General features: G+C 56.7%; 17 protein-coding genes. 10 read left to right on the forward strand and 7 right to left on the reverse strand.

Annotated features, from left to right (window positions below; translation table 11 throughout):
* Positions 1–86: 86 nt before the first annotated feature.
* Positions 87–749, forward strand: coding sequence for a hypothetical protein (locus tag V9K67_RS09325; protein ID WP_336721730.1), 663 nt, complete (start codon positions 87–89; stop codon positions 747–749).
* A gap of 171 nt (positions 750–920) precedes the next feature.
* Here the strand turns inward: V9K67_RS09325 and V9K67_RS09330 are convergent, their stop codons facing one another.
* On the reverse strand, positions 921–2,063 hold the full coding sequence (locus V9K67_RS09330; RefSeq protein WP_336721732.1) for a V-type ATP synthase subunit I domain-containing protein: 1,143 nt from the start codon (positions 2,061–2,063) through the stop codon (positions 921–923).
* Between the two features lie 404 nt (positions 2,064–2,467).
* On the opposite strand from V9K67_RS09330, the gene glgX reads away from it, so the two are divergent.
* The 4 genes from glgX to V9K67_RS09350 all read left to right on the forward strand — a co-directional run bounded on the left by glgX (position 2,468) and on the right by V9K67_RS09350 (position 11,333).
* A complete protein-coding gene (glgX, locus tag V9K67_RS09335; RefSeq protein ID WP_336721734.1) occupies positions 2,468–4,633 on the forward strand; it encodes a glycogen debranching protein GlgX in 2,166 nt (721 codons plus the stop codon).
* Between the two features lie 102 nt (positions 4,634–4,735).
* Positions 4,736–6,586 (forward strand): malto-oligosyltrehalose trehalohydrolase, encoded by a 1,851-nt coding sequence (gene treZ, locus V9K67_RS09340; RefSeq protein WP_336721736.1) that lies wholly within the window; start codon positions 4,736–4,738, stop codon positions 6,584–6,586.
* Positions 6,579–10,805: a malto-oligosyltrehalose synthase gene (gene treY, locus V9K67_RS09345; RefSeq protein ID WP_336721737.1), complete on the forward strand. Its 4,227-nt coding sequence runs from the start codon at positions 6,579–6,581 to the stop codon at positions 10,803–10,805. The genes treZ and treY overlap by 8 nt, the downstream gene beginning before the upstream one ends.
* Before the next feature lie 138 nt (positions 10,806–10,943).
* Positions 10,944–11,333: a hypothetical protein gene (locus V9K67_RS09350; RefSeq protein WP_336721739.1), complete on the forward strand. Its 390-nt coding sequence runs from the start codon at positions 10,944–10,946 to the stop codon at positions 11,331–11,333.
* 37 nt (positions 11,334–11,370) lie between these two features.
* Here the strand turns inward: V9K67_RS09350 and V9K67_RS09355 are convergent, their stop codons facing one another.
* Together V9K67_RS09355 and V9K67_RS09360 are read right to left on the reverse strand one after the other, a co-directional pair.
* Positions 11,371–13,278 (reverse strand): sensor histidine kinase, encoded by a 1,908-nt coding sequence (locus tag V9K67_RS09355; protein WP_336721741.1) that lies wholly within the window; start codon positions 13,276–13,278, stop codon positions 11,371–11,373.
* Between the two features lie 86 nt (positions 13,279–13,364).
* Positions 13,365–14,495 carry an AI-2E family transporter gene (locus V9K67_RS09360; protein WP_336721743.1) on the reverse strand — a complete coding sequence of 377 codons (1,131 nt, stop codon included), beginning with the start codon at positions 14,493–14,495 and terminating at the stop codon, positions 13,365–13,367.
* A gap of 307 nt (positions 14,496–14,802) precedes the next feature.
* Between V9K67_RS09360 and V9K67_RS09365 the strand changes: the two genes are divergently transcribed.
* A complete protein-coding gene (locus V9K67_RS09365; RefSeq protein ID WP_336721745.1) occupies positions 14,803–15,444 on the forward strand; it encodes a hypothetical protein in 642 nt (213 codons plus the stop codon).
* A gap of 41 nt (positions 15,445–15,485) precedes the next feature.
* Positions 15,486–15,836, forward strand: coding sequence for a hypothetical protein (locus V9K67_RS09370; RefSeq protein ID WP_336721746.1), 351 nt, complete (start codon positions 15,486–15,488; stop codon positions 15,834–15,836).
* 113 nt (positions 15,837–15,949) lie between these two features.
* Here V9K67_RS09370 and V9K67_RS09375 read toward each other — a convergent pair whose 3' ends face one another.
* The 3 genes from V9K67_RS09375 to V9K67_RS09385 are packed head-to-tail and all read right to left on the reverse strand — an operon-like array spanning position 15,950 to position 18,199.
* A complete protein-coding gene (locus V9K67_RS09375) occupies positions 15,950–16,666 on the reverse strand; it encodes a DUF6320 domain-containing protein (protein WP_336721747.1) in 717 nt (238 codons plus the stop codon).
* A gap of 11 nt (positions 16,667–16,677) precedes the next feature.
* Positions 16,678–17,970 (reverse strand): hypothetical protein, encoded by a 1,293-nt coding sequence (locus tag V9K67_RS09380; RefSeq protein ID WP_336721749.1) that lies wholly within the window; start codon positions 17,968–17,970, stop codon positions 16,678–16,680.
* 4 nt (positions 17,971–17,974) lie between these two features.
* Positions 17,975–18,199 carry a hypothetical protein gene (locus V9K67_RS09385; protein WP_336721751.1) on the reverse strand — a complete coding sequence of 75 codons (225 nt, stop codon included), beginning with the start codon at positions 18,197–18,199 and terminating at the stop codon, positions 17,975–17,977.
* Positions 18,200–18,214: 15 nt separating this feature from the next.
* Here V9K67_RS09385 and V9K67_RS09390 point away from each other — a divergent pair, with 15 nt between their 5' ends.
* On the forward strand, positions 18,215–19,108 hold the full coding sequence (locus V9K67_RS09390; RefSeq protein ID WP_336721753.1) for an alpha/beta hydrolase fold domain-containing protein: 894 nt from the start codon (positions 18,215–18,217) through the stop codon (positions 19,106–19,108).
* On the opposite strand, the gene V9K67_RS09395 is transcribed toward V9K67_RS09390, so the two are convergent.
* The gene (locus tag V9K67_RS09395) at positions 19,098–20,708 is read right to left on the reverse strand and encodes a Na+/H+ antiporter (protein WP_336721755.1); all 1,611 of its coding nucleotides are present in this window, start codon (positions 20,706–20,708) and stop codon (positions 19,098–19,100) included. The two genes, V9K67_RS09390 and V9K67_RS09395, sit on opposite strands and share 11 nt — an antisense overlap.
* Before the next feature lie 355 nt (positions 20,709–21,063).
* Here V9K67_RS09395 and V9K67_RS09400 point away from each other — a divergent pair, with 355 nt between their 5' ends.
* Together V9K67_RS09400 and V9K67_RS09405 are read left to right on the forward strand one after the other, a co-directional pair.
* The gene (locus V9K67_RS09400; protein WP_336721757.1) at positions 21,064–21,510 is read left to right on the forward strand and encodes a hypothetical protein; all 447 of its coding nucleotides are present in this window, start codon (positions 21,064–21,066) and stop codon (positions 21,508–21,510) included.
* 349 nt (positions 21,511–21,859) lie between these two features.
* Complete coding sequence (locus V9K67_RS09405) at positions 21,860–24,301, forward strand: alpha-amylase family glycosyl hydrolase (RefSeq protein ID WP_336721758.1); 2,442 nt, start codon at positions 21,860–21,862, stop codon at positions 24,299–24,301.
* Positions 24,302–24,306: the final 5 nt, after the last annotated feature.

A 24,306-nucleotide genomic window follows, 5' to 3' on the forward strand; every position in this document is an offset into this window, starting at 1 on the left:
CGCCGCCGTTCTATTCTATTAAAAAAACTTTTATGGAATCGCTGACGGCCGTCCGCGTTATGGACCGCGGTTTGTAACTTGCAGGCATGACCCACCAAAACAGCATTGCCATATCCAGCGACGACCTGGACTTTTTGTTGGACGGTAACTGGGCAGCCTTCAACCAACTAACGAAAAACTGCTCCTGCACTTATTGCAGCCCCGACTTCAACTGCACCCTCACCCAATATTCCATCCGCCTGAACGAATCCTACGACCTGGAGCTGAACGGGCTTTGCGCCGCCAGCGGGCACAAGATCACCCGCTATTTGGAAATGAGTGCCGACGAGGCGTTCGTGGGCCGGGCCCAGGCGCTGTTCTCCACCCGTTCCGTCCTGTTGCAGTCGAGCATCCGGAAGCCGGTAATAGCCGAACGCTCGGACAACCTGAGCCGCAAGGACAAGAAAATCCTCCGCCAGGCCATCGACAAGGGCCTCCAGAAAGAATACGGCAATGCCATTGCGCAACTGCACGACATCATCGGCCAGTGGAAGGAGGGCACCCTCGACAACCGCGACGCCTACCTGCACCTCTACCAGTCGCTGCGCCGCTCCGACAAGCAGATCGCCCACCGCTACGACAACCAAAGCGGCTCCGAATACATCTTCATCGTCGCCGCCCAGTTGCGCGACGGCCTGGTATCGGCCGAGGACCTGCAGGAGCTGTCCGAAGACGTGCTGCGGCGGATCCTTTTTTTGCAGGGGCTTTAAAGAATAGTTTACGAGTTTACAAGTTTACGGGTTTACGAGTTGCTGGCGCCCGTCCGGAAGAAACTACAAAAGTCTTCAAGAATTTTGTAGTTTGTCGTTCTGCCAGAATGTTCCTGCCGGAGTTACGCCAACTCGTAAACTTGTAAACCCGTAAACTCGTAAACTTGCCCGTTAGAACAGCCGCGAATACATGCGCTGTACTTCAATGAACTCTTTCAGCTCCGCCGGTGTGCGGATCATTTTAATCTCCTGTTCGATTTCTTTCAGTTCGCGTTTGATCTCCCGCAGCTCCCGCTTTACGTCTGCTTCGGGGTCCAAATGCTTTTCTTTTCCGCCCACGTCGCCAAAGAGCATGAATTCCAGGTTTTCCATGGAAAACTTGTACTGCTTTTCGTCGAGCCTTTCCTTTAGTTCCTTGTTGTAGCGCTTTAGTTGTTCCAGCGTATAGGTGGCGTCCTTCGGCTCCTGTCCGGAGGCAGTCCGGAAGCGCTGCGCTTTGGAGCGGATCAGCAGCAGGGCATGCAGGTCGCGGTTGTTGCGGGCCTGCACCAGCTCTTTCATCAGGTGCTCTTTTTCGGTGCGGATCGTTTCGTCCTGTTCCAGGTCGGGGTGCAGCAGCTTGGCCAGCTCGCGGTAGAGGGCGTTGATGTCGGCATGCTCGAGGGCCGCCTTTTTACTTTCCAGGTGGGCTTCCTTTCGTTCCTCGAACGCCTCTTCATGCGCCCGGGCAAAACGTTCTTCGAATTGCTGCTTTCCCTCTTCCCATTTTTTCCGGCTGTCGAAGCCTTTGGTAAACCCGGGCCCGAAGCCTTCTTCCTCCATCAGGCGGTCGAGTTGTTCCTTTTCCCTTTTGGGCATCAGCTGCACCTTCAGGTTCGTGTAGTGGTGCAGCAGCTCGGTGGCTTCGGGCAGGTATTCCACGATCTCCTGGAGCATCGTTGCGGCCACGTGCACAAAGGCCCGCTGCTCGTCCTTGGTGAACTTGCCTTCTTTGAAGATGGGATGGGCGGTTTGCAAAAAACGGTACTTGGCCGCCGCCAGCCTGGCCAGCTCGGGCACCACCTTTTGCCGGTACAGCTGTTCGTAGCGCTCCTCGGCTTCCTTTTCCCGGGCCGCGGCGGCTTCCTGCTCCTGAAGTTGTTTTACCAGGCGGTTGAAGCGCCGGATCTCCTTTTCCAGGGGCGAATCGGCCTTCGACGCTTTTTTGCTGGCCAGCGGGATCAGGGGCAAGGCCGACTCATCGATTTCGGGTGGCGTTTCCTTCTTCGGCTTTGCCGCCTTTACCGTCGCTTTCCTTTTCTGTGCTTTTGCCATACGCTGAATTTGGGGGTCAATGAAAATCGAAAATAAGGAACGGTGGATAACGGGCCAACTCCCGGGTTCTTTATTCCTGTCTCAGGGGATGCCCTCACTCCCGGAAGCCTTTTGTAGAAAAAAATCCTAGCAGGCTGCTGAGCTGGTGCTTTCCCTGCGGGTAGTTTTTACGTACGTACCCGGCCCTTTAAAAGCGCTGAAAGTCAAGCCCATCAAAGCCGCCGGCTCCTTATGGCCCTGCTTTCCCCGGCGCTGGCAAGAATATTGAACACCCGTCGAAGGTTCGTAAACTGTTTTTCACCGCTGAAGTGCACGCCGGCAGGGGGTTTATACAGGCCGCCTCAGCTCCTCGCCTCCAAGGTGCGCCGGCAACCCGCTTCAGCATTTTCTAAAAACCATTTTTGATGAATACTACCGTGTATCCGGGCTCGCCCTTCCCCCTTGGAGCCACCTGGGATGGCTATGGCGTCAACTTTTCGCTGTATGCCGAGAACGCCCGGGGCGTTGACCTCTGCCTGTTCACTTCCCAGGAAGATGAAATCGAAGACGTAAAGATCCGCATCAACGAAGTGTCGCACCACGTATGGCACGTGTACGTGCCCGACCTGCAGCCCGGCCAGCTGTACGGCTACCGCGTCTATGGCGACTATGACCCGCAGAACGGGCACCGCTTCAACCCCAACAAGCTCCTGATCGACCCCTACGCTAAAGCCATCGCCGGCACCATCCAGTGGCACGACTCGCTCTTCGGCTACGAGATCGGCCATCCCGAGGGCGACCTGAGCTTCAGCGACCTGGACAGCGCCCCCTATATTCCCAAATCGGTAGTTATTGACCACCGCTTCGACTGGCAGGGCACCCGGCCGCCCAAGATCCCTTATCACCAAAGCATTATCTACGAAGCCCACGTCAAGGGCTTTACCCAGCAGCATCCCGACATTCCCGAAAAGCTCCGGGGCACTTATGCCGGCATCGCCCACCCCGTCACCATCAGCTACCTCAAGGAACTGGGCGTGACCGCCATCGAGCTCATGCCCGTCCACCACTTCGTGGCCGACCGGCACCTGAAGGAACGCGGCCTGACCAACTACTGGGGCTACAACACCATCGGCTTTTTCGCCCCCGATGCGCGCCTCGCCTCCAGCGGCGTCATGGGAGAGCAGGTGATCGAGTTCAAGACCATGGTGCGCGAGCTGCACCGCGCCGGCATCGAAGTGATCCTCGACGTGGTGTACAACCATACCGCCGAAGGCAACCATATGGGCCCCACCCTTTCGTTCCGCGGCGTGGACAACAGCACCTACTACCGCCTGACCGGCGAAGGCGATAAACGCTACTACATGGACTATACCGGCACGGGCAATACCCTCAACGCCCAGATGCCGGCCGTGCTGCGCCTGGTCATGGACAGCCTGCGCTACTGGATCGTGGACATGCAGGTCGACGGCTTCCGCTTCGACCTGGCCTCGGCCCTGGCCCGCGAGCTCCACGAGGTGGACCGCCTGGGCTCGTTCTTCGACATCATCCACCAGGACCCCACCATCTCGCAGGTAAAGCTCATCGCCGAACCCTGGGACATCGGCGAGGGCGGCTACCAGGTGGGCAAGTTCCCGCCCGGCTGGGCCGAATGGAACGGCAAGTACCGCGACTGCCTCCGCGACTTCTGGCGGGGCGCCGACAGCATGCTGGGCGAATTCGCCGAACGCTTTACCGGCTCCTCCGACCTGTATAAGAACGACTACCGCCGCCCCACCGCCAGCATCAACTTCATTACCGCCCACGACGGCTTTACCCTGCACGACCTGGTGTCGTACAACGAAAAGCACAACGAGGCCAACGGCGAGAACAACCAGGACGGCGAAAGCCACAACCGCTCCTGGAACTGCGGCGTGGAAGGCCCCTCCGAAGACCCGCTGGTAGTGGAGCTGCGCCAGCGCCAGAAACGCAACTTCCTCACCACCCTCTTCCTGTCGCAGGGCGTGCCCATGCTGCTGGCCGGCGACGAGCTGGGCCGCACCCAGCAGGGCAACAACAACGCCTACTGCCAGGACAACGAGGTTTCCTGGATCGACTGGGCCAACGCCGACCAGGACCTGCTGGCGTTCACCCGCAAGCTCATTCACTTCTATAAAAACCACCCGGTATTCAGCCGGCGCCGCTGGTTCCAGGGACTGCCCATCAAAGGCATCGGCCTGGAAGACATCGCCTGGTTCCTGCCCGACGGCAGCGAAATGTCGGAAGAACACTGGCAGGTGGACTTCGCCAAATCGCTGGCCGTCTTTCTCAACGGCCAGGGCATCCGCTCTTCGGGCCCCATGGGCGAGCACATTGTGGATGATAGTTTCTACATCATCTTCAATGCTTCCCACCTGCCCCTTACCTATACGCTGCCCCCCAAAAAGTACGGCAGCTACTGGGTGAAAGTGCTGGATACCATCGAGAACGGCGAAGTGGCCGACAAAACCTATAAACCCCGCGAAGCCGTCAAGGTGGAAGGCCGCTCCATCCTGCTGCTGAAGAGCCCCCTGCAGCAGGCGCCGCCCGCCGTGCCGGAAAAGAAACGGGGATAACAAATTGGCAATAAGCAATGGGCAACAGGCAATAAAAAAAAGATCAATTGCCCATTGCATATTGCTTATTGCTTATTGACTCCTGACGAACAAACAACCATCATGAACGTTGTAGATATTCACCGCAGAAGAATAGGCCTTTCCTTCGCCGGCAGCGGCAGCGCCGAGGTGCTGTTGTGGGCGCCGGGGGCGCAAAAAGTGCAGGTGGCCCTGCCCGGTAACGAGCTGGTGCCGCTGGAGAAAAAAGAAGGGGGCTACTGGAAAGCCACCACCGGGAAAATAAAACCCGGCGACCGCTACGGCTTCCTGCTGAACGACGGACCGCCCCGGCCCGACCCGGCCTCCCTGTCGCAACCCGACGGGGTCCACGGGCCGTCGCAGGCGCTCGACCTCACGGCCTTCCCCTGGACCGACGGCGGCTGGAACAACCTGCCCCTGGAAGAATATATCCTGTACGAGCTGCATACCGGCACCTTTACCCCCGAAGGCACCTTTGCCGCCATCGAGGAAAAGCTGGACCACCTGGTCGAGCTGGGCGTCAACGCCATCGAGATCATGCCCGTGGCCCAGTTCCCGGGCGACCGCAACTGGGGCTACGACGGCGTGCTGCCCTTTGCCGTGCAGCACTCCTATGGCGGGGCCGCCGCCCTGCAGCAGCTGGTGAATGCCTGCCACCGCAAAGGACTGGCCGTGGTGCTCGACGTGGTGTACAACCACTTTGGTCCCGAGGGCGCCTACTTTGGCGACTTCGGCCCTTATTATACCGATAAATACCACACCCCCTGGGGCAACGCCCTCAACTTCGACGACGCCTGGTGCGACGGGGTGCGGCAATACTTTATCGAAAACGCCCTCATGTGGTTCCGCGACTTCCATATCGACGCCCTGCGCCTCGATGCCGTCCACGCCATCAAGGACTTCAGCCCCGTGCACATCCTGCGGGAGATCCGCGGATACGTAGACCAGCTGATGGCCGAAACCGGCCGCCGCCACTACCTGGTGGTGGAAATGGACCTGAACGACACCCGCTTTATCGGCTCCCCCGAAAAAGGAGGCTACGGCATGGACGCCCAATGGATCGACGAGTTCCACCATGCCCTGCGGGTAACGGCAGGGGGTGACCGCAGCGGCTACTATTCCGACTTCGAAGGCATCAGCCACCTGGCCAAGGCCTATAAGGACGCCTACGTGTACGACGGGCAGTTTTCGCCCCACCGCAAAAAGCGGTTCGGCCAGAAGGCCAGGCCCGAGGAGTTCAGCGGCCGCCAGTTCGTGGCCTTTTCGCAAAACCACGACCAGGTGGGCAACCGCATGCTGGGCGAACGCACCAGCCAGCTGGTGTCTTTCGAAATGCAAAAACTGCTGGCCGGCGCCGTGCTGGTGAGCCCCTTCCTGCCGATGCTGTTCATGGGCGAGGAATGGGCCGAGCCCCATCCCTTCCTGTATTTCGTCAGCCATACCGACCCCGAACTCGCCGAAGCGGTGCGCAAGGGCCGCAAGGCGGAATTCGCCGCCTTCCATGCCGAAGGCGAAGCCCCCGACCCGGTGGCGGAGGAAACTTTTCTGGAGTCGAAGCTGCAATGGCAGCTGCCGCAGCAGGAACCCCATGCCACGATGCTCCGCTACTACCAGGCGCTGATCCGCCTGCGCCAGGAGTACCCGGCCCTGCACCAGCTGGACCGCAAGCTGCTGGAGGCCACCGCCGACGAAGGCCGCCGCCTGCTGCTGCTGCACCGCTGGCACGGGGCGCAGCACCTGCTGTGCTACCTCAACTTCTCGGACGCGCTTCAGCCCGTGACCCTGCCCCCCGGCAGCCGCTCCTGGGAAAAGCTGTTCGACTCGGCCGACCCCTTCTGGAACGGCCCCGCCGCCGCCCCGGCCACGCTGCCCGCCGCCTCCGGCTTTGTTCTCCAACCCCAGTCGATCACGATCTATACCAACAACCATGTATAATCCCATTGCCACCTATCGCCTGCAATTTCATAAAGAATTCACCTTCGCCGATTTCGAGCAGATCATTCCCTACCTGCAGCAACTGGGGATCGGCACCGTCTATGCCTCGCCGATCTTCGAATCGACGGCCGGCAGCACCCATGGCTATGACGGGCTGAACCCGGACCGCATCGACCCGGAGATCGGCACCGAAGAACAGCTGAAGGAACTGAGCCGCCGCCTGAAGGAGGCCGGCATCGGCTGGCTGCAGGATATCGTGCCCAACCACATGGCCTTCCATCCCGGCAACACCTGGCTGATGGACGTGCTGGAAAAAGGACCCCAGTCGGTCTATGCCCGCTTTTTCGACATCGCCTGGACCAGCACCCTGCACCAGGGACGGCTGATGGTGCCTTTCCTCGGCGCCCCCCTGGACGAAGTGATCGCCAACGGCGAGCTGAAACTGGCCTTCCGCGACGGCCGGCTGGTGCTGGCCTACTTCGACAACGCCTATCCCCTGATGCCCCGGTCCTATGTCGGCATCCTGGAGGCGCCTACCGGCAGGCCGCCCCAGGCCATCGAACAGTTGCTGGAGCAGATGGCTGCCCTCAAGGAAGTGGAGGAGGCTAAAATGTATTCCGAACAATGGCACGAACTGCTGCTGCAGCTGACCAGCCTGATGAAGAACGAAAAAGTACGCGCCTATGTGGAGGCCGCCCTCGAAGCCATCAACAACAGCCCCGAAAGCCTCCGCGCCCTGGCCGATGAACAGTCGTACAACCTGTGTCCCTGGCAGGAAACCGACAAGCGGATCAACTACCGCCGCTTTTTCACCGTCAACGGCCTTATCTGCCTCAACATCCAGGACGAAGAAGTTTTTCGCGAACACCACCGCTACCTGAAGTCGCTGGTGGACGAAGGCGTGTTCCAGGGACTGCGGGTAGACCATATCGACGGCCTGTACGACCCCACCGGCTACCTCGAACGCCTGCGCGAGCTGGCGGGACCCGAAGCCTACCTGGGCGTGGAGAAGATCCTCGAAGCCGGCGAGCGGCTGCCCTCCCGGTGGCCGGTGCAGGGCAATACCGGCTACGACTTTATCACCCTCACCAACAACCTGCTCACCCGCCGGGAAAGCGAAGAGGCGTTCACGGATTTTTACGAGGAGCTGATACAGGCGGGCACGAACATCCCCTACGACATCCGCCAGAAGAAGGCCCATATCCTGTACCAGCACATGGGCGGCGAGCTGGAAAACCTCTACCGCCTGTTCATGGAGCTGAACCTGGTGGAAAAACGGGCCTTCGCCTCCTTCCGCAAAGACGACCTGAAGGCCGCCATCGGTGAATTCCTGATCCAGTGCCCGGTTTACCGGTATTATGCCGGCAGTTTCCCGCTGCAGGAGGCCGAAGCCGCCGCCGTCCAGGAAATCTTCCACCGCATCCGCCGCACCGACCGCGACCTGGGCGCCGCCGTGGGCCTGCTGGAGACCGCCCTGCTGCGCCGCCCGCAGCCCGGGGCCGACGACTACAACAGCCGGGCCCTCCGCTTTTACCGGCGCTGCATGCAGTTTACCGGTCCCCTGATGGCCAAGGGACTGGAAGACACCATGATGTACACCTTTAACCGCTGTATCGGCCTCAACGAAGTCGGCGGCTCGCCGGAAATGTTCGGCCTGAGCGTCGAGGAATTCCACCAGAAGATGCAGGAACGGCAGGAGCAGTGGCCGCTTTCGCTCAATGCCACCGCCACCCACGATACCAAGAGGGGGGAAGATGCCCGCGCCCGCCTGGCTGTGCTTACCGACCTGCCCGACGAATGGATCGCCCTCGTACGGCAGTGGCGGGAGCTGAACGCCCCGCACAAGCAGGGCGGCTTCCCCGACGCCAACGACGAATATTTTATCTACCAGTCCCTGGTGGGCGCCTACCCCATGCCCGGGGAAAAGGAAGAAGACTTTGCCGGTCGCCTGGAGGCTTATCTGGAAAAAGCCCTGCGCGAAGCCAAGCGCTTTTCCAACTGGTCGCAGCCCAACGAGGCCTACGAGACGGCCACCAAGGCGTTTGCCCACCACCTGCTGAGCAAACGGTCGAAATTCTGGAAAAGCTTCCAGCCCTTTTTCGAAAAAGTGGCCGACTTCGGCATCCTCAACTCGCTGACGCAGGTGGTGCTGAAAGCCACCTGCCCCGGCGTACCCGATATTTACCAGGGCACCGAGCTCTGGGACCTGAGCTTTGTGGATCCCGACAACCGCCGCCCCGTCGACTATGCCCAGCGGCAGCGCTGGCTGGAGCAGCTGGCCGAAGGCGACGAATTCCGGGAAGGCCAGATGCAGGAACTCTGGGAGCACCGCCACGACGGCCGCATCAAGCTGTGGCTGCAGACCACCCTGCTTCACCTGTCCCGCCAGGTGCCGGAGGTCTTTGCCCAGGGCGAGTACCATCCCCTGAAGGTGGAAGGGGCCTGCAAGGACCATGTGCTGGCCTTTGGCCGCAAGTACCGCCGCCTGGTGTACATCGTGGCCGTGCCCCTGCACCTGGCCCGGCTGTGCGCCGAACAGGGAAAGGGTGTTACCGCACTGGACTGGAAAGACACCCGCATTATCCTGCCCAACGACGCCCGGGGCGAGTGGGAGCACCAGCTGCTGCGCACCCGGGGTACGGCAGACAGGGATATTTTGCTGAAAAACATATTCGGGCCGCTGCCCTTTGCGGTGATCCGGGGCAAACGCGAGATCAATGTCCGCGGCGCCGGCCTCCTGCTGCACCTGACCTCGCTTCCGTCGCGCTTCGGCATCGGCGACATGGGTCCTGAAGCCTATGCCTTTGCCCACTTCCTGGAGCGCAGCCGCCAGAAGTTCTGGCAGCTGCTGCCGCTGAACCCCACCGAAGGCGGGCAGGGCCACTCGCCCTACAGCGCCATCTCGAGCCGGGCGGGCAACGTGCTGCTGATCAGTCCCGAGATCCTGGCCAAAGAAGGCCTGCTCGACCCCCATAGCCTGTCGCAATCCTACCTGCCGCCCGAAAGCCTGGTGAATTACGAGGCCGTGGAAAAAATCAAAGGCGAGCTGTACCGCAAAGCCTATGACGCTTTCTGCAAAGGAGAACATGAAGGGCTCCGCCAGCAGTTCGAACAATTCTGCGAAAAAGAAGCCGACTGGCTCCACGACTTCGCCCTGTACCTGGCGCTGAAAAAAATGCACGGCGGCAAGCCCTGGTACGAATGGCCCGAGCCCTACAAGCAACGCACGCCCGAAGCCCTCGGGAGCCTGGAAGAGCAGCATGCCGCCGAACTGGAACAGATCAAGTGGCTGCAGTTCATTTTCGACCGGCAATACTCCGCCCTGAAGACCTACTGCAACGCACACGACATCCAGCTGCTCGGCGACCTGCCCATCTACGTGAGCTATGATTCGGCCGACGTATGGTCGCACCGCGACATCTTCAGCCTGGACGAAGAGGGGGCCCGCCTGGGCATCGCCGGCGTGCCGCCCGACGCCTTCAGCGACGACGGCCAGCTCTGGGGCATGCCGGTCTACTGCTGGGACGTGCTGAAGCAACGGAACTACGACTGGTGGGTGGAGCGCTTCCGCCGCAACCGCGAGCTGTTCGACCTGGTGCGCCTCGACCACTTCCGCGCTTTTGCCGACTACTGGGAAGTGCCCGCCCACGAGCAGACCGCCCGCCACGGCCAGTGGAAACGGGGACCGGGAGAGGACTTCTTCCGCTCCATCGAGGAGCAGCTGGGCGAGCTGCCCTTTGTGGCCGAGGACCTGGGCGAGATCAACGACGACGTGTTCCACCTGCGCGACGCCTTCCGCCTGCCGGGCATGAAGGTGCTGCAGTTCGCCTTCGATGAAAACATTTCGAAGAACGACTACATCCCCCACAACTATACCCGCAACTTCATTGCCTATACCGGCACCCACGACAACAATACCACCCGGGGCTGGTACCGCCAGGACATCGGCGAGGTGCAACGCCGCAACATCAACCGCTACGTGGGCCGCGAGGTGCGCGAGGACGAGGTGCACCTGGTGCTGGGACGCCTGGCCTATGCCTCGGTGGCGGACATTGCCATCCTGCCGGTGCAGGACCTGCTGGGCCTCGACGAATCGGCCCGCATGAATACGCCGGCCTCCGGCGATAACAACTGGCGCTGGCGCCTGCTGCCCGGACAACTGAACACGCAGGCGGAGCATGTACTGCAGGAGTGGACGTGGCTGTACAACCGGCAATAGTTTACGAGTTCGGGGAGGAGGGGCTTAGGTGTTTAAAAGCGTGAATGAATAGTTGTTTCTCTTTAAGTTGGGTGACGGGTCTTCCGGTAAGGAAGGCCCATCGCTTTCTCGCAGGCATCATCAATAAATTTTAAATACATGTGGAAAAAAATTCATACCGACGAGCAATCAGTACTTCTGAAGATCGGCACCATAGTGATTGAATACCCGGTATCGGGGAGCCCGGTGGAGGAAATCGATTTTCACGATGTCAACAACCTCAACTCTTACCAGGTGGTTTTGGTAAACCCCATGACCGGCGAGATCGACCTGTCCATACCGGCCATGTCCGACTCCAGCCAGGCGTTGATGACGGAGGGGCTGAATGCCGGCGGGCTTACGGAAAACCCGCCCATTATCCATAAGTTTTTCGGGGACCTGAAAGAGGAAGGCGTCTGGTGGATTGAAGAAGAGGAACCGGGCAGGAGGCAGGAGGAGGAAGCCATGGATCCCGAGCGGAGCGAACGGGATGCAATAGACAATATGTAACAGGCATGGGGCCGCCAGGTCCGGGCGCCACACAATTCTATGCCGGCAGCAGCACCTGGAAGCTGGCCCCTTTTCCCAATTCGCTTTTAGCCAGAACAGAGCCATGGTGGTTCGCCACCACCTTTTGCACAATGGCAAGCCCCACTCCGGTCCCCTCGTAATCCAGGCGTCCGTGCAGCCGCTGGAAGATCTGGAAGATCTTTTGGGCATATTCCTGCTCGAAGCCGATGCCGTTGTCCGTCACCTCTATCAGGTAATAAGAGCCGCCACCGTCCGCGGCAAACTCCCGGAGCGTCGCTTCCCCTTCCCGGACCACCTTGCTGCGCACCCAGATTTCCGGGGTCGTGTCCTCCCTTCGGTACTTGAGTGCATTACTGATCAGGTTTTGAAATAACAGCCGCAGTTGCGTCGGGTCTCCCAGGATTCTGGGCAGTTGCTCCACGTGTACCTCGGCCGCTGAGTGGTGGAGGGAATCCTTAAGATCTTCCAGCACCTCCTGCACCACAGCTTGCAAACGAACCCTTACCCGCAGTTGGGGTGGTTCGCTCACTTTTGAGTACATCAACAGGTCGTCGATCACTTTTCGCATCCAGCTGGCCGCGCTTACCATGCGCTCGAGCATCCGGATGCTTTCCGCGACCGGAGTGGTGGTCAGCCCCTTTTTCAGGCGCTCTGAAAAGTACTGGATCTTCCGCAGGGGCTCATGAAGGTCGTGCGAGGCGGCATAGGTAAACTCCTCCAGGCTGGTGTTGGAACGTTTCAGCGCCTGCACCGAATGCTCCAGGTCGAGTTGGGCTTCTTTAAGCGAGGTAATGTCCGTTAGCACGGCAATCAACTGGCCGGGGTCCAACCGGAAAAGGGAAACCTCCAGCCACTTTCCGGTGGGTTCGCAGAAGAGCTCCGTATGCCTGGGTTTACCGGTCTGCAACACCCGGATACACCACTGTAAATAGGAGGGCTTCCAGTATAGGGGGACCAGCAGGGTGAGGGGCCGTGACAGGTACACTTCTTTGGGAATGCCCGTCAGCGTTACGGCGGCATCGTTGACCACCAGGGTTTCCACATCTGTTATCCTGCCTTGCCGGTCCAGGATCGCTTCACTCACCGAAATGCCGCTGTAAGAATGCTTCAGGATATTCTCCAGCAGGCTTAGTTGCTCCGCGATGGTGCGGGCGGAACGTTTTTGCTGGCTAATGTCGGTAAAAGTGGCCAGGAGGCCATCGTCCAGCTTTACAAAGGAAACCTGGATCCAGGTGTCGCGGTGCCCTTCCCGGTAGTGGACTTCCATGCGGTCCGGGATACCGGTTTGAAAAACACGGCGGTGCACGTCCAGGGCCCTGGCTTGCATCTCGGCGGGGAAAATGCCGAAAGAGGACGTTTGAAGGACCTGCTCTTCCGACAGCGGGAACATCCGGAAAAAAGCCGGGTTGACCCGCTCGACGAGGAAGTCCATCACCCTGCCTTCCTGGTCGTGCACGGCACGGGCAATCAATAGAGCGTTTGGGGAAGCCGACAGGAGGCTGTCGGCCAGTACCCTTTGGCGGTCCAGTTCCCTGAGGGGGGAGGCCTCTTCTGCGACCTCCGCAAATACGTTTAATACGCCGCCCCGGAAGCGGGTAAACCGGGCCTGAAATCGCCGGTTGCTCCCGGTATGGAAGATCGAGGTTTGGGACTCTTCCCCGGTTTGATATACCCGGATCATATCCTGAAGGATCGTATCCTTCAGCTCCCCGGCCAGGGCAGGGATGTTGGAAATGCAGCGGCCCGCGAGCTCCTGCTGTGATAAAAGGAAGGGCTTGCAGCCTGCTTTGTTGCAGTAAACCAACTGAAAATCGACAGGAGCCCCGTTCCTGTCGGTAAAAATGGGCCGCGCCCAAAAAAGGCCCTGGGACTGAGCATCGAAGAGCTCGGAAAAGAATTGCGGATCGTACAGGATGTCTTCCATTTTCTTTGGATTGCTACAATTTACGATGTTTGTCTAATCAGCCTTTCCTTATTTCAAAAGGGCATGCGTCCCACTTTCCCGTCCCGTTATTTTTCCTTGGCCCTCCCGGTTCGAAGTTTATGGAGGATACGATTCCAGCGTTTTTGCCACACCACCCCAATATGCTCTGCCGGCACTTCATCTCCCAACAGCAGGCCCCAGGGCTTCAATCCATCGATGCGGTCAAAAACTATTTTCAGCACTGCAATAAAAGGTATGGAAAGAAACATGCCGAACAACCCCCACAAAGCACTACCCAGCAGTATGGTGATCAATGAAATAAGCGCATTGATCTGTACTTTGGAGGATACGATCCGGGGAACCAACAGGTTGTTATCAATGAGCTGGATGAAAACATAGGAAGCGATAATTATCAGTTGCGTGGAAAACCCGGTGCTATTCAAGGTACCAGCCAGTATAGACAGCAGCATGGCTATCAAACCACCTATATAGGGCAGTATGTTTAATATGCCGCCGATCACACCAATGACGATGGCATAGGGCACCCCTATGATTAACAGCGCAATGCTGTACAGCACACATACGATTACCGTTTCCGTAAACAACCCGATCATATAACTTTGTATGGCGCTTTTTACCTGGCTCAATATTTCGGCAACACGCAGCGAGTATTTTTCCAGGAACACCAGGAACAAAAAATTCAGGATCAAAGGTTTGTAATACAAAAGAAGGACGACATATACCGGGATCAGCACAACGATGCCCAGCGTCCCCAATATGGTGCCCAGCGTATTGGTCAACAAGCGCTGGCTGTTATTCACGGCATTTTTTACTACATGAACCTGGCTTTCTATGGACAATCCGAAATGCCGCAGTACCCATTGCTGTAAATCGGCAAGCAGGATGGCAAACCTCTGCTGGAGCAGCGGAAGGCTTTTGCTGAACATATAGATCTGCGAAGAAAGAAAGTAAAGCATACCCCCAATGGCAAGAAAGGCCAGCAACATAGTGATCAGTATGGACACCATCCTGGGGAGCCTGCGCTGCAGCCTGTTGTTTAACGGGTTGAGCAGGATAGCGATCAATGCGGCCATGGCTAAGGGCACCAGCACAGCTGCCAACACGTCTAAAATATATACAAAAAGGATCAGCCCAAATAAAACAACGGTAATTCTAATGTAAAAGGGATGACCGTTTACATCACTCTTTTGTTCCATTCCCTGCTATTTTACCAAAGTTCCGGCAATTTTCCGGTTCCTTAAGTGCCCCTGCTGCATAGTGCATAGACATAACTAACCGGGAAGCAGCTTCAAGGGAAACGTTCCTCATTTTCCTTCACCCCAATCAGGTGCCGGCGACTCAGCGGGAACCCCGCAGGAAATATTAATGGCAGGCTATTGAAAAAAGTCGTACATTACAGTTATTCAAAAAGCATCTTGTATTCATTCCTCCCCGCTGCTGCTGCCCGGTTTCAATCCTTACATCTGCTTTTCATTGGACACTTTCGCTTTTAAAAAAATGATTATGAAAAGATCTTTCATGTTAGGCGCCTGCCTGTTATGCGCCGGATTTGTTTTTGGCCAGGCAGAAGACGGCACGGTAGTCTATAATAAGACAGCCCAGCCGGCGGCGGTTCTCTCCTTACCTTATTCCGCGGAGCTGGTAAATGCGGCTATGGAGGATTACCTTTCCAAAAAAGGTTCCAGGGCAGGTGACCTGAAAGGATTCAAAACCTTTAGAAACACACAACTGGCCCAGGGAGACTCCCTGAATGCGGACCTGTATTTTAAAGTAACGCGGAAAAGCAGAAGCGAAAAGGACGCCTCCACGGTGTACTTATTGGTGGGCATCCCTCCTGAAGCCACGGCAACACCCATGCGCGAAACGTACCTTACCCGCGAGCAGGCGAAGACGTTTCTGAACGGCCTGGTTCCCGTTATAGAAGCCTATAACCTGGAAACCCTGATCCGGGCGCAAAACGAGGTGGTGATTAAAGAAGAAAAAAAATACAGGAGCTTACAGGAAGAAGGCAATGACCTGGAAAAAAGAAAAACGGATATGGAGCGGAAAATAACGGCCAACAAACAGGACCAGGAGGCGCAAAATACGGAAGTGGAAAGACAAAAACAGGCATTGGCCCAATTGGCAGGTCAACGAAAGCCCTGATCGCAACTGAAAAAAGCATTAAAAAACTAAAAAACAAATATATGATACCCCTGCAGGAATTAAGAATCGGCAACTGGATCCTGGATGATACTTCCGGCGAAGTCTATCAGATAAGAAAAGGCATGGACATCGACAGCCATTCCAATGGTTTTTCCCCTATTCCTATTACGCCCGAACTGCTGGCAAAATGCGGTTTTACCTTTCATGATTACTTTAAAATCTGGCAGAAAAACAAGCCGGAACCCGGCACCGGTCCCGATATGGAACTGGACCCGGACTTCTGGGTGCTTGATTTTTCCAAACACCGCATCGGCGTGGAGTTAAAAGGATTGCATCAGTTACAAAACCTGTATTTCTTATTGAAAGGCAGCGAACTGAAGATAGCGGAATAATCGATCCCTCATTTTGGTGCGGCAGGGCCCGCCATTAAACTGACTTTAGGGTGAAAATTTCGGTCGCCTGGTTTTTTGTTTCTTCCTTAAAGACGGCGGCAGGCTATATGCGGCTACATATGAAACGTCTTGTGGAGGCTGCGGCCTTTCCGTAACCGGAAATGCACGAACAGCAGCACCAGAACAACGGGAAAAAGGCAGGCCATCACAATAAGGCTCCACCACAAATGAAACGAACCGTTTTTAAATAAGGACAGGAGGCCTTCGATGCAGGTACAGAGAAATGCTGCCGCAATAAAAGCATAGGCAATGAGGTTCATCCCCTTGTATCTCGCTGCCCTGAAAACGGCAAGCAGCAGTATCAGCACCAGGTTAACGGCAAAAAGCAAGGGAATACCCAATCCTATTGCCCAATTCATTCCGTCTTTGAGCGCATCGATGAGCAATAAAAAAGCCGAAGAAAGGAGAAAGCCGGCCGCTATATCCACTATGGTCCTTTGATTCCAGAAGGCAAAACAGGAAACATAGGAAAAGATGATCAGGCAGATGGCTATTGGGTATTCCGACCAGGTAATGTGCCTGTTCATGGCAAAGTCGATAATAAAGGAGGTGGTGATGCCGGAAAAAAGAATAAGGGAAATAATCTCCCAGGTAAGCCTTTTCTGTGGCCGGTCCATTTTTCCGTGCCCGTAAGGAGCAATCCCCGGATCAGCCGGGACCGTCCCGTGCTCCTGTTCCACCCGGGGGTTCGCCGAAGCAGCTTCGCCGCATAAAGGGCAATGCCTCATGTCCTCCTCCAGCTCTACGCCGCAACGATTACAATAAACCATGATCCTGAGTTTTAGTTCTTGATAAGTTTTACCGGGATGCCCTGCCTGGTTAAAAAACTGAAAAACCTTCGTTCCAGCTCCGTGGAGCCGGTAATATTGCCGAAAGTCAGCACTAATTGATTGCCAAATCCGACCGCTCCGCAATTGACCTTTAAGGTCTTATTGGGCGGCGGGGGAATAAAGGCGAACCTGTTGATCAGTCCGTCGGTTTCCGGGCCAAAACTTATTTTTCCCAGGTTGGTCACGACCCCGCTGTATTGCCTGGTTCCAAGGGCGTAGAGCCGGGACAGGACCAATGATTTGAAAAAGAGCGGGATGCCTCTCAGGAAAGGATTTTTTTCACCGCTGACATTGCGGGAGAGCATTTTTCCGATCAGCTTTTTGTCGGTTTCCAACTGCATCAGGTGGTAAACCGTCTTCACGACCTCCTCAAACGTATAGTGGCCCAGCCGCAGGTCTATGCCGGGGATTACATAAAGGGAAAAGTTTCTCATGGATTGGGTCGGATATATTTTCCGCAGGTTAACCGGCACTTCTATCCGGATGATTTTGTTGCTGCTGCGTTTTCGAAACGGCGGCAGTTGCTCATAGATACCCTGGAGCGCATACAGGTAAACCGCGGTAAGGTATTCCGTCAGGCTCACCTCGTGCTCTTTTGCCTTTTTCAGAATCACATCCAGCGGAATAACGGCGGTCAATACATGGAACCCGAGCGGCTTCTGCACCGGGAACGGCAGATGAAAAGCCCTGGGTAGCTTTACCAGCGCCGCCTTCTGTCGTTTGAAATACCTGCTATAGGCATCTTCAAACTCCTCCGCTGCAGGCGTTTCGCCGGGATGAAAGAAAGGAACGCCGGCAGGCGCCGGTATACCGCACTTTTCAAAATAGGTAAACACAAGGGTTTTCAAAAACTCGAATGCCCCTGTGGCGTCGGTTAAAATATGGGAGAATTCCACGCTGATTTTCTTTTCCCTGACCAGTACCCTGAACATGAGCTCGTTCTTTTCAAACGCCCTGCAGGGCAGTTCCTCATCCACTTCCACGGCAATCGGCCAGTCACGAGGTTCCAGGTAGTACCAGAAGAACCCTGCGTTCAGCTTTACTTTGTAGTAGGGAAACCGGTTTTCCACGAAATGAACGGCTTCCAGGAATTGTTTTGCCTTTACACGTTCCTTTAATGCCACCTCCACCCTGAAAACAGAAGTCAGTTGCCGGTCTTGTACGGCCGGGTAAATTTTGGCGGCATTATCCAGGCGCAGCCAAAACTCACCGGCAGGCTTGCTGTCTTGACTATTTTTCTTCATTGCCTTACAATTTAAGGGTTAAACGCCAGGTAGTGTCATGGACCGGTAAAGGTAATTTATAAAGGAGGTACGGGTTTATCGCTTGGTTACAGCTAACTTTGCCGCGGTTCGAACTTGCTGCCGGCAAGCGGGCTGCAACACTTTCCGCTTGCCTGAAAGCCGCATCCGCATAGATCATTGAGGGTTCCTGCTTTTTTTCAGCAGACAGGATCATCGTTTTCTTTACCATTCTAAAATTTAGATAGTGGCAAGCAACCGGAGCAAGTTATTCTATTTCTTCCTGAGGCTGATTAACAAGAAGCGCTTCCTGAAGCGGCAGTTTTCCCTGGGCAGGTTTGACTTTTTTACCTGTCCAAAGCCCCCTTCGGAAGTTTTCGCTTCCTGCAGGGTCACCGAAACCCGGCTCAACGGCCAAAGCGTTTTTACCTTAACTCCCCAACAGAACGGCAGCGACAAGCATATCCTGTATTTACACGGCGGGGCCTACGTGATGGGCTTTGTGAAACAGCACTGGAGGTTTTTGGCCCTGCTGGTGGAACAACTGAAATGCACCATAACCGCCCCGGATTACCCGCTGGCGCCAAAATTCACCTACAGCGAATCGTTCGCCATGGTCGTTCCGCTGTACAAGGAACTGGTGGCAAAGGTGGGGACCGGCAACTTTATTCTCATGGGCGATTCGGCGGGAGGAGGCTTTGCGCTGGCACTGGCCCAGAAAATGAGGGAGGAACGGGTGGCCCAGCCGGACCAGGTCATTTTACTTTCGCCCTGGCTCGACATTACTTTGACCAACCCGGACATCAACGCTATTGATCCCCTGGATCCATTTTTAGGAATAGAAGGCCTGCAGCGGGCCGGAAAAGCATATGCCGGAAGTGCACAACCGGATCACTATTTACTGAGCCCGGTTAACGGGCCGTTGGAAGGACTGGGAAAAATATCCCTGTTCATCGGCTCCCGGGAAATCCTGGCAGCAGATGCACGGAAGCTGAAACAGCGGGCCGAATCACAGGGAATTCACCTGAACTATTACGAGTATGAAGAAATGTTCCATGTATGGATGCTGTTAAACCTTCCGGAATCAAGGAAAGCCCGGCGGCAGATCATGGAATTGATCCGGGGAGGGTCTATTCCTTAGCTTTTTCCACCAAAACATTCAGCCGCATTTCCTCCACGTCTAATTCCCGTTCTATTTTTCTTATGGCCGTATCGCTAAAGCGGCCTTCCTTGTGCAGCTTTATCAGCAGGTGCCGTTGGAACCGCGCTATCTCCCTTTGTGCCGACAGCAGCTGGCTGAGCGGCGAGAATAACAGGGGGCCTTCCTCGTTACCGCTTTTTTTCAAATGGATTATTTCCCTGGAAAGCTGGTCCGCTATCTGTTCATACCGGCTTTTCATTTGCCCCTTTAACTTATCGTCCAATGGCCCGGGGAAGTCCTGCTCGATAAAATGGATGACGCTGGTGACGATCACCAATAACAATTCCTTGCTTTCCTGGTCCGTATCCTCTTTCGGCTTTACGCCCAACAGCCGGATGAGCAGGGGCAGGGAAACCCCCTGCACCACCAGGGTGACAAAAATGACCACAAAACCCAGGAATAAAATAATCCCCCTTTGGGGAAAGGCACTCCCGTCCTGTAACGTTAACGGCAGCGCCATCGCTGTTGCCAGGGACACCACGCCCCTGGTGCCCACCCAGGCGATGATCATAACATTTTTCCAGGCAATTTCCGGCTCCTCCTGGGCTGCCGGCAGGCCGGATGCCAGCTTTTTTGTGGTGAACAGCAGCGGGTAATACGCTCCGGAAAACACCCAGGCAATGCGGATGGCTATGGTTACCGCGCTGATCATGGCTCCATAGCCGATCAGTTCTGCCGGCGTGTAGGCCACCAGGCCCTTTAAGATGGCTGGCAGCTGAAGGCCTATGAGGATAAAGACAAACCCATTGAGCAAAAAGATGAGCGTGTCCCAAACCGCCCGGTTGCGCATCCGGGTCTGGTAGGTAAACACCTCGGTGGCATGCCTCGAAACCAGCAAGCCGGCACTGACCACCGCCAGTACCCCGGAGGTATGCACATGCTCGGCCGACAGGTAGGAAACAAAAGGGGTTAACAGCGATAAGCTGGTCTCCACCAGGGAATTGTGCTTGATTTGTTTATGGATCAATACGAACACCTGGCCAATCAGCAGGCCCACGATGATGCCACCGCCGGCTACGTATAAAAACTGCAACCCGGCCTGCCAGAAAATAAAAGCCCCTGTGGAGACCGCCGCCAGGGCATAGCGATAGGCGATGAGGGCGGACGCATCATTGACCAGGCTTTCGCCTTCCAGGATGGTAAGAATCTTTTTGTTCAGGCCAAGATTCTTGATGATGCTGGTGGCCGCTACGGCATCGGGAGGGGAAACGATAGCGCCCAACAAAAAAGACAAGGGCCAGCTAAAGCCGGGGATAACGTAATGGGCCGCCACGGCAACGGCCGTAGCCGTAAAAAAGACCAGGGTAATGGCCAGCGCCGATATCGGCTTTATCGAGGTCTTGAAATCCTGCCAGGAAGTTTTGGACGCTGCATCATAGAGCAGCGGGGGAAGAAACATCAGGAAAACGATGTCCGGATCCAAGGCAAGGTCGGGCAGAAAGGGGACAAACCCAATGAACAATCCTACCGACACCAGCAGTATGGGATAAGGCAGCTTAAGCTTATCAGCAATTGCCGACAGGCTGATAAGAATTACCATTAAAAAAATAACAATTTCAAAGTTGCCCATACGCTTCATTCTGTACGAACCGGGGCACCGGCCGCCCCCGGCAAACATAGACAGACTCCTTACCATTCGCAAAACAAATACCGGTGAACCGGCAGGCGGACCTCCGAACCGCCTGAATTTACCGGGGCGGCCTGGGCAAGGAAACGTTTTTTCAATGGCCGTGTACGCGGTTTCCATTGGCAGGATGCCGCCAAATTTGGCCCGGTATTCCCTTTCATTGTAGAAGCAAGGCCTGGGTTCGTTTGCCGGCAGCCCGATGCAGTTGCGGCGCACGCTGCCCCGGCCGGGCAAAATACCATAGCGTATGGCATACAAATTCATGGCAATGATGCTGCTTTCCGCGCTGCTGGCAGCCTGCGGCAAATGGAAGGTGTTTAAAACACCGAGCAACCCCGACAACAAGGAAACCCGGCATGCGGCCTGCTACATTTACCTAAACAGCCCCGACAGCATCCACCTCCAAATTATTTTTGCCGACAACGGGATTAAAGGCACCCTGCTGTACGGCACCCCCGGCAGGGAAGGCCAGGGGGGCTTTTTCAGCGGTTACATAAAGGGAGACACCCTGTTTGCCGAATACACCTTTAAAGCAAACGGGCGTACAGGCGTACGCGAAGTGGCTTTCCTCCGAACGATGAACGGCCTGCTGGAAGGCACGGGGCCTACCGAAACCAGGGATGGGAAAACAGTGTATTCCCATCCCTCCGCCCTTACCTTCCCGGAAGAGCGCCTCCTGAAAGTAGTAACCTGCCCGGGAACAAATAGGAAATAGTCCCTGGATGGCCCTGAAGCCAGGAGGTATAAAGCTTTCAAAACCATTAAGACCGTCCTCCGGATTCCTGCCGGCAAACCGGGCTTCGCTACCATACCCTTGTTTTACCCACCCATTTTTATCAAGAACCTTATTTTTCTATTCCTTGCCGGATAAAATTTGGAAGGAATTAAAAACAATTAATATCTTTCTAGCTCATCAAAATGGTGAAATAAAGTAATAAATGCCGCGCAAGAAATTCCGGGCAGTAGATCAGCATTACCGGTCAGGGGAGGTAATGCCCGGGAGAGCCAGGAGGGAAGGACTACTTTATTGCCGCGAAACCGCCTAAAACAAGGAGAAACATATCATGGCAATGCAAACTGTGGAATTCCACTTTATCACCGGCTTAAGACGACCCCTCTTCCAAAACGCCCGCTTACGGGGCAGTTGGGACAACGAAGGCCGGTTTTCCAATGACTGGACCGAGCACCCGATGCAGGAAACTACCGGCGAGGACGGCTGCCCGGTTTTCACGGCCTCCGTGTCCCTGGACCTGGCCGACGAAGGAAAGTTCTTCAAGTGGGGCGTGGTGATCGACGGACCGCAGTTCACCAACTTCTGGGGCATTCCCACCGAACTGCAGGATACCCGCAACACCGACCGCTACCGGCAATTCCAGCTCATTGCCGACGGACCCGCCCCCCGCGTGGAGCGGTATTTTCTTACTTATTGCCGGCGGCTGGGCGCCAACAAGCGCTATCGCCCCGACAGCCCCGTCCCCAGCCTGCACTTTGCCGTCTGGGCGCCCAATGCACAACAGGTGGACGTGGTCTTCGGCGAGCGCAACAACGGCTACATCTCCGATACCGGCGAAGGGATCGATCCCACCATGCCCGTCATCCCCCTGAGCCTCCGGCTGGATGGCATCTGGGAAGGCGATGCGCCGGGAACGTTTGCCACCTACATGAGCCTTCCGTACATGTACCGCATCCTGACCGCCCAGGGCCAGACCGTTTACCGCACCGATATCTTTTCCCGCCACCAGATCGGCGAGGGCTGCATCAACCCCAATGACCCCAATACCGGCACCTGGACCGGCACCGTGGAAACCCTGGACGGCACCGTTAGCTGCAGCGTGGTGACCGACCCCGATGTGGTGCGCCGCAAATTTGCCTCCACCCGGCCGGGACTCACCCCGGACCTGATCCCCGCCGAAGAATTCTGGGCCACCGAATTCACCGCCGGCCTGCCGGTGCCCACCCGCATCGAAGACCTGGTCATTTACGAGCTGCACGTCGGATCGCTGGGATTCGGCAAGGAAACCGCCGGCGACCTGGGCGACGCCATCGCGTTCCTCGACCACCTGGTGGAGCTGGGCGTCAATGCGGTGGAACTGCTGCCCATGGCCGAATTTTCGGGCAACGTGTCCTGGGGCTACGGCGACAGCCACCATTTCTGCGTGGAAGGCAGCGCCGGGGGAAGGGACAAGTACCGCCATTTTGTGCGGGAGTGCCACCGCAGAGGCATCGCCGTCATCCAGGACGTGGTGTACAACCATTACGACCCCAATGCCGCCCGGGCGCAATGGAAGTACGACTCGGACAACGACGAACAAAATATCTACTACTGGTTCGAAGGCCACCCGTCCGACTACCGGTTCCCCGACGGCAGGCCCTTCCCGACCGGGGGCTACATCGACAACGGCTCCACGGGCTATACGCCCCGGTTCTGGGAAGAAGCGGTGCGCCAGCAGTTTATCAGCAGCGCCGCTTTCCTCCTGGAAGAAATGCATGTGGACGGCCTGCGGGTGGACCTTACCCAGGCCATCCACCGCGACAACGTGCTGCATGCCGACGGCCGCCCGGTGGGCAGCGCCAACATCTTCGGCCAGAAGTTTTTACGCGAGTGGAGCCGTACCCTGAACATGATCCATCCTACGGTGATGCTGTTCGCGGAGGACCATACCGGCTGGGAAGGCGTCACCCGACCGCCGGCACAGGGCGGGCTGGGCTTTGATTATACCTGGGATGCCGAATTCTACCACAACCTGGTCGGCGACGCCGATGCGGCCGGCGGCAAGGCGCGCCTGCTGAAACAGGCCGGCACGGGCGGCAACGAACCCCTGCCGATGGACCGCTTCTCCGGCTCCCTTTTCGCCAGCCAGTTCAACCGGGTGGTCTTTCACGAGTCGCACGACGAGGCGGGCAATGCCCAGGGCTCGGTCCGCACCCTGGTAGTGGCCGCTAATTATGCCCCCCTGGTAGGCGCCACCCGCATCGCGGCGGAAAACCGCGCCCGCCTGGCGGCCGGCCTCTCGCTGCTTTCCGCCGGCACGCCCATGTTCTTCATGGGTGAGGAGGTGGGGGCGCAGAAGCCCTACACCTTCGACAAATTCATTTACAACCGCGAGGATATCCTGGTCGAAAAGCAGGAAAGCGGCAAAACCCTTTTTCGCTTTTACCAGGATATCATCAGCCTCAGTCGCCGCCTTCCCTCCATCCGCACGCAGAATATCGACATCCTGCATGTTTCCAATACCAACAGGGTGCTGGTGTTCAAACGCTGGAAGGGAGCGGAGGAGGTGATCATTGCGGCCAGCTTCAACAACACGCCTTTCGCCAACGGCTATGTGGTTCAAAAGGATTTTTTGGGCATTCCCAATGCCGGCTGGAAGGAAGTATTCAACAGCGATGCCGCCCTTTATGGCGGCCGCAATATCGGCAATGGAGGCGGCACGCTCTTTTCCTCCCAGGCCCGCCTGAACGTGGTGATCCCCGCCAACGGCTTCGTGGTGCTGGTAAAGCAATAGGCGGC

Source organism: Huijunlia imazamoxiresistens, from assembly GCF_037132455.1.
Taxonomy (GTDB): Bacteria; Bacteroidota; Bacteroidia; order Chitinophagales; family Chitinophagaceae; genus Flavisolibacter; species Flavisolibacter imazamoxiresistens.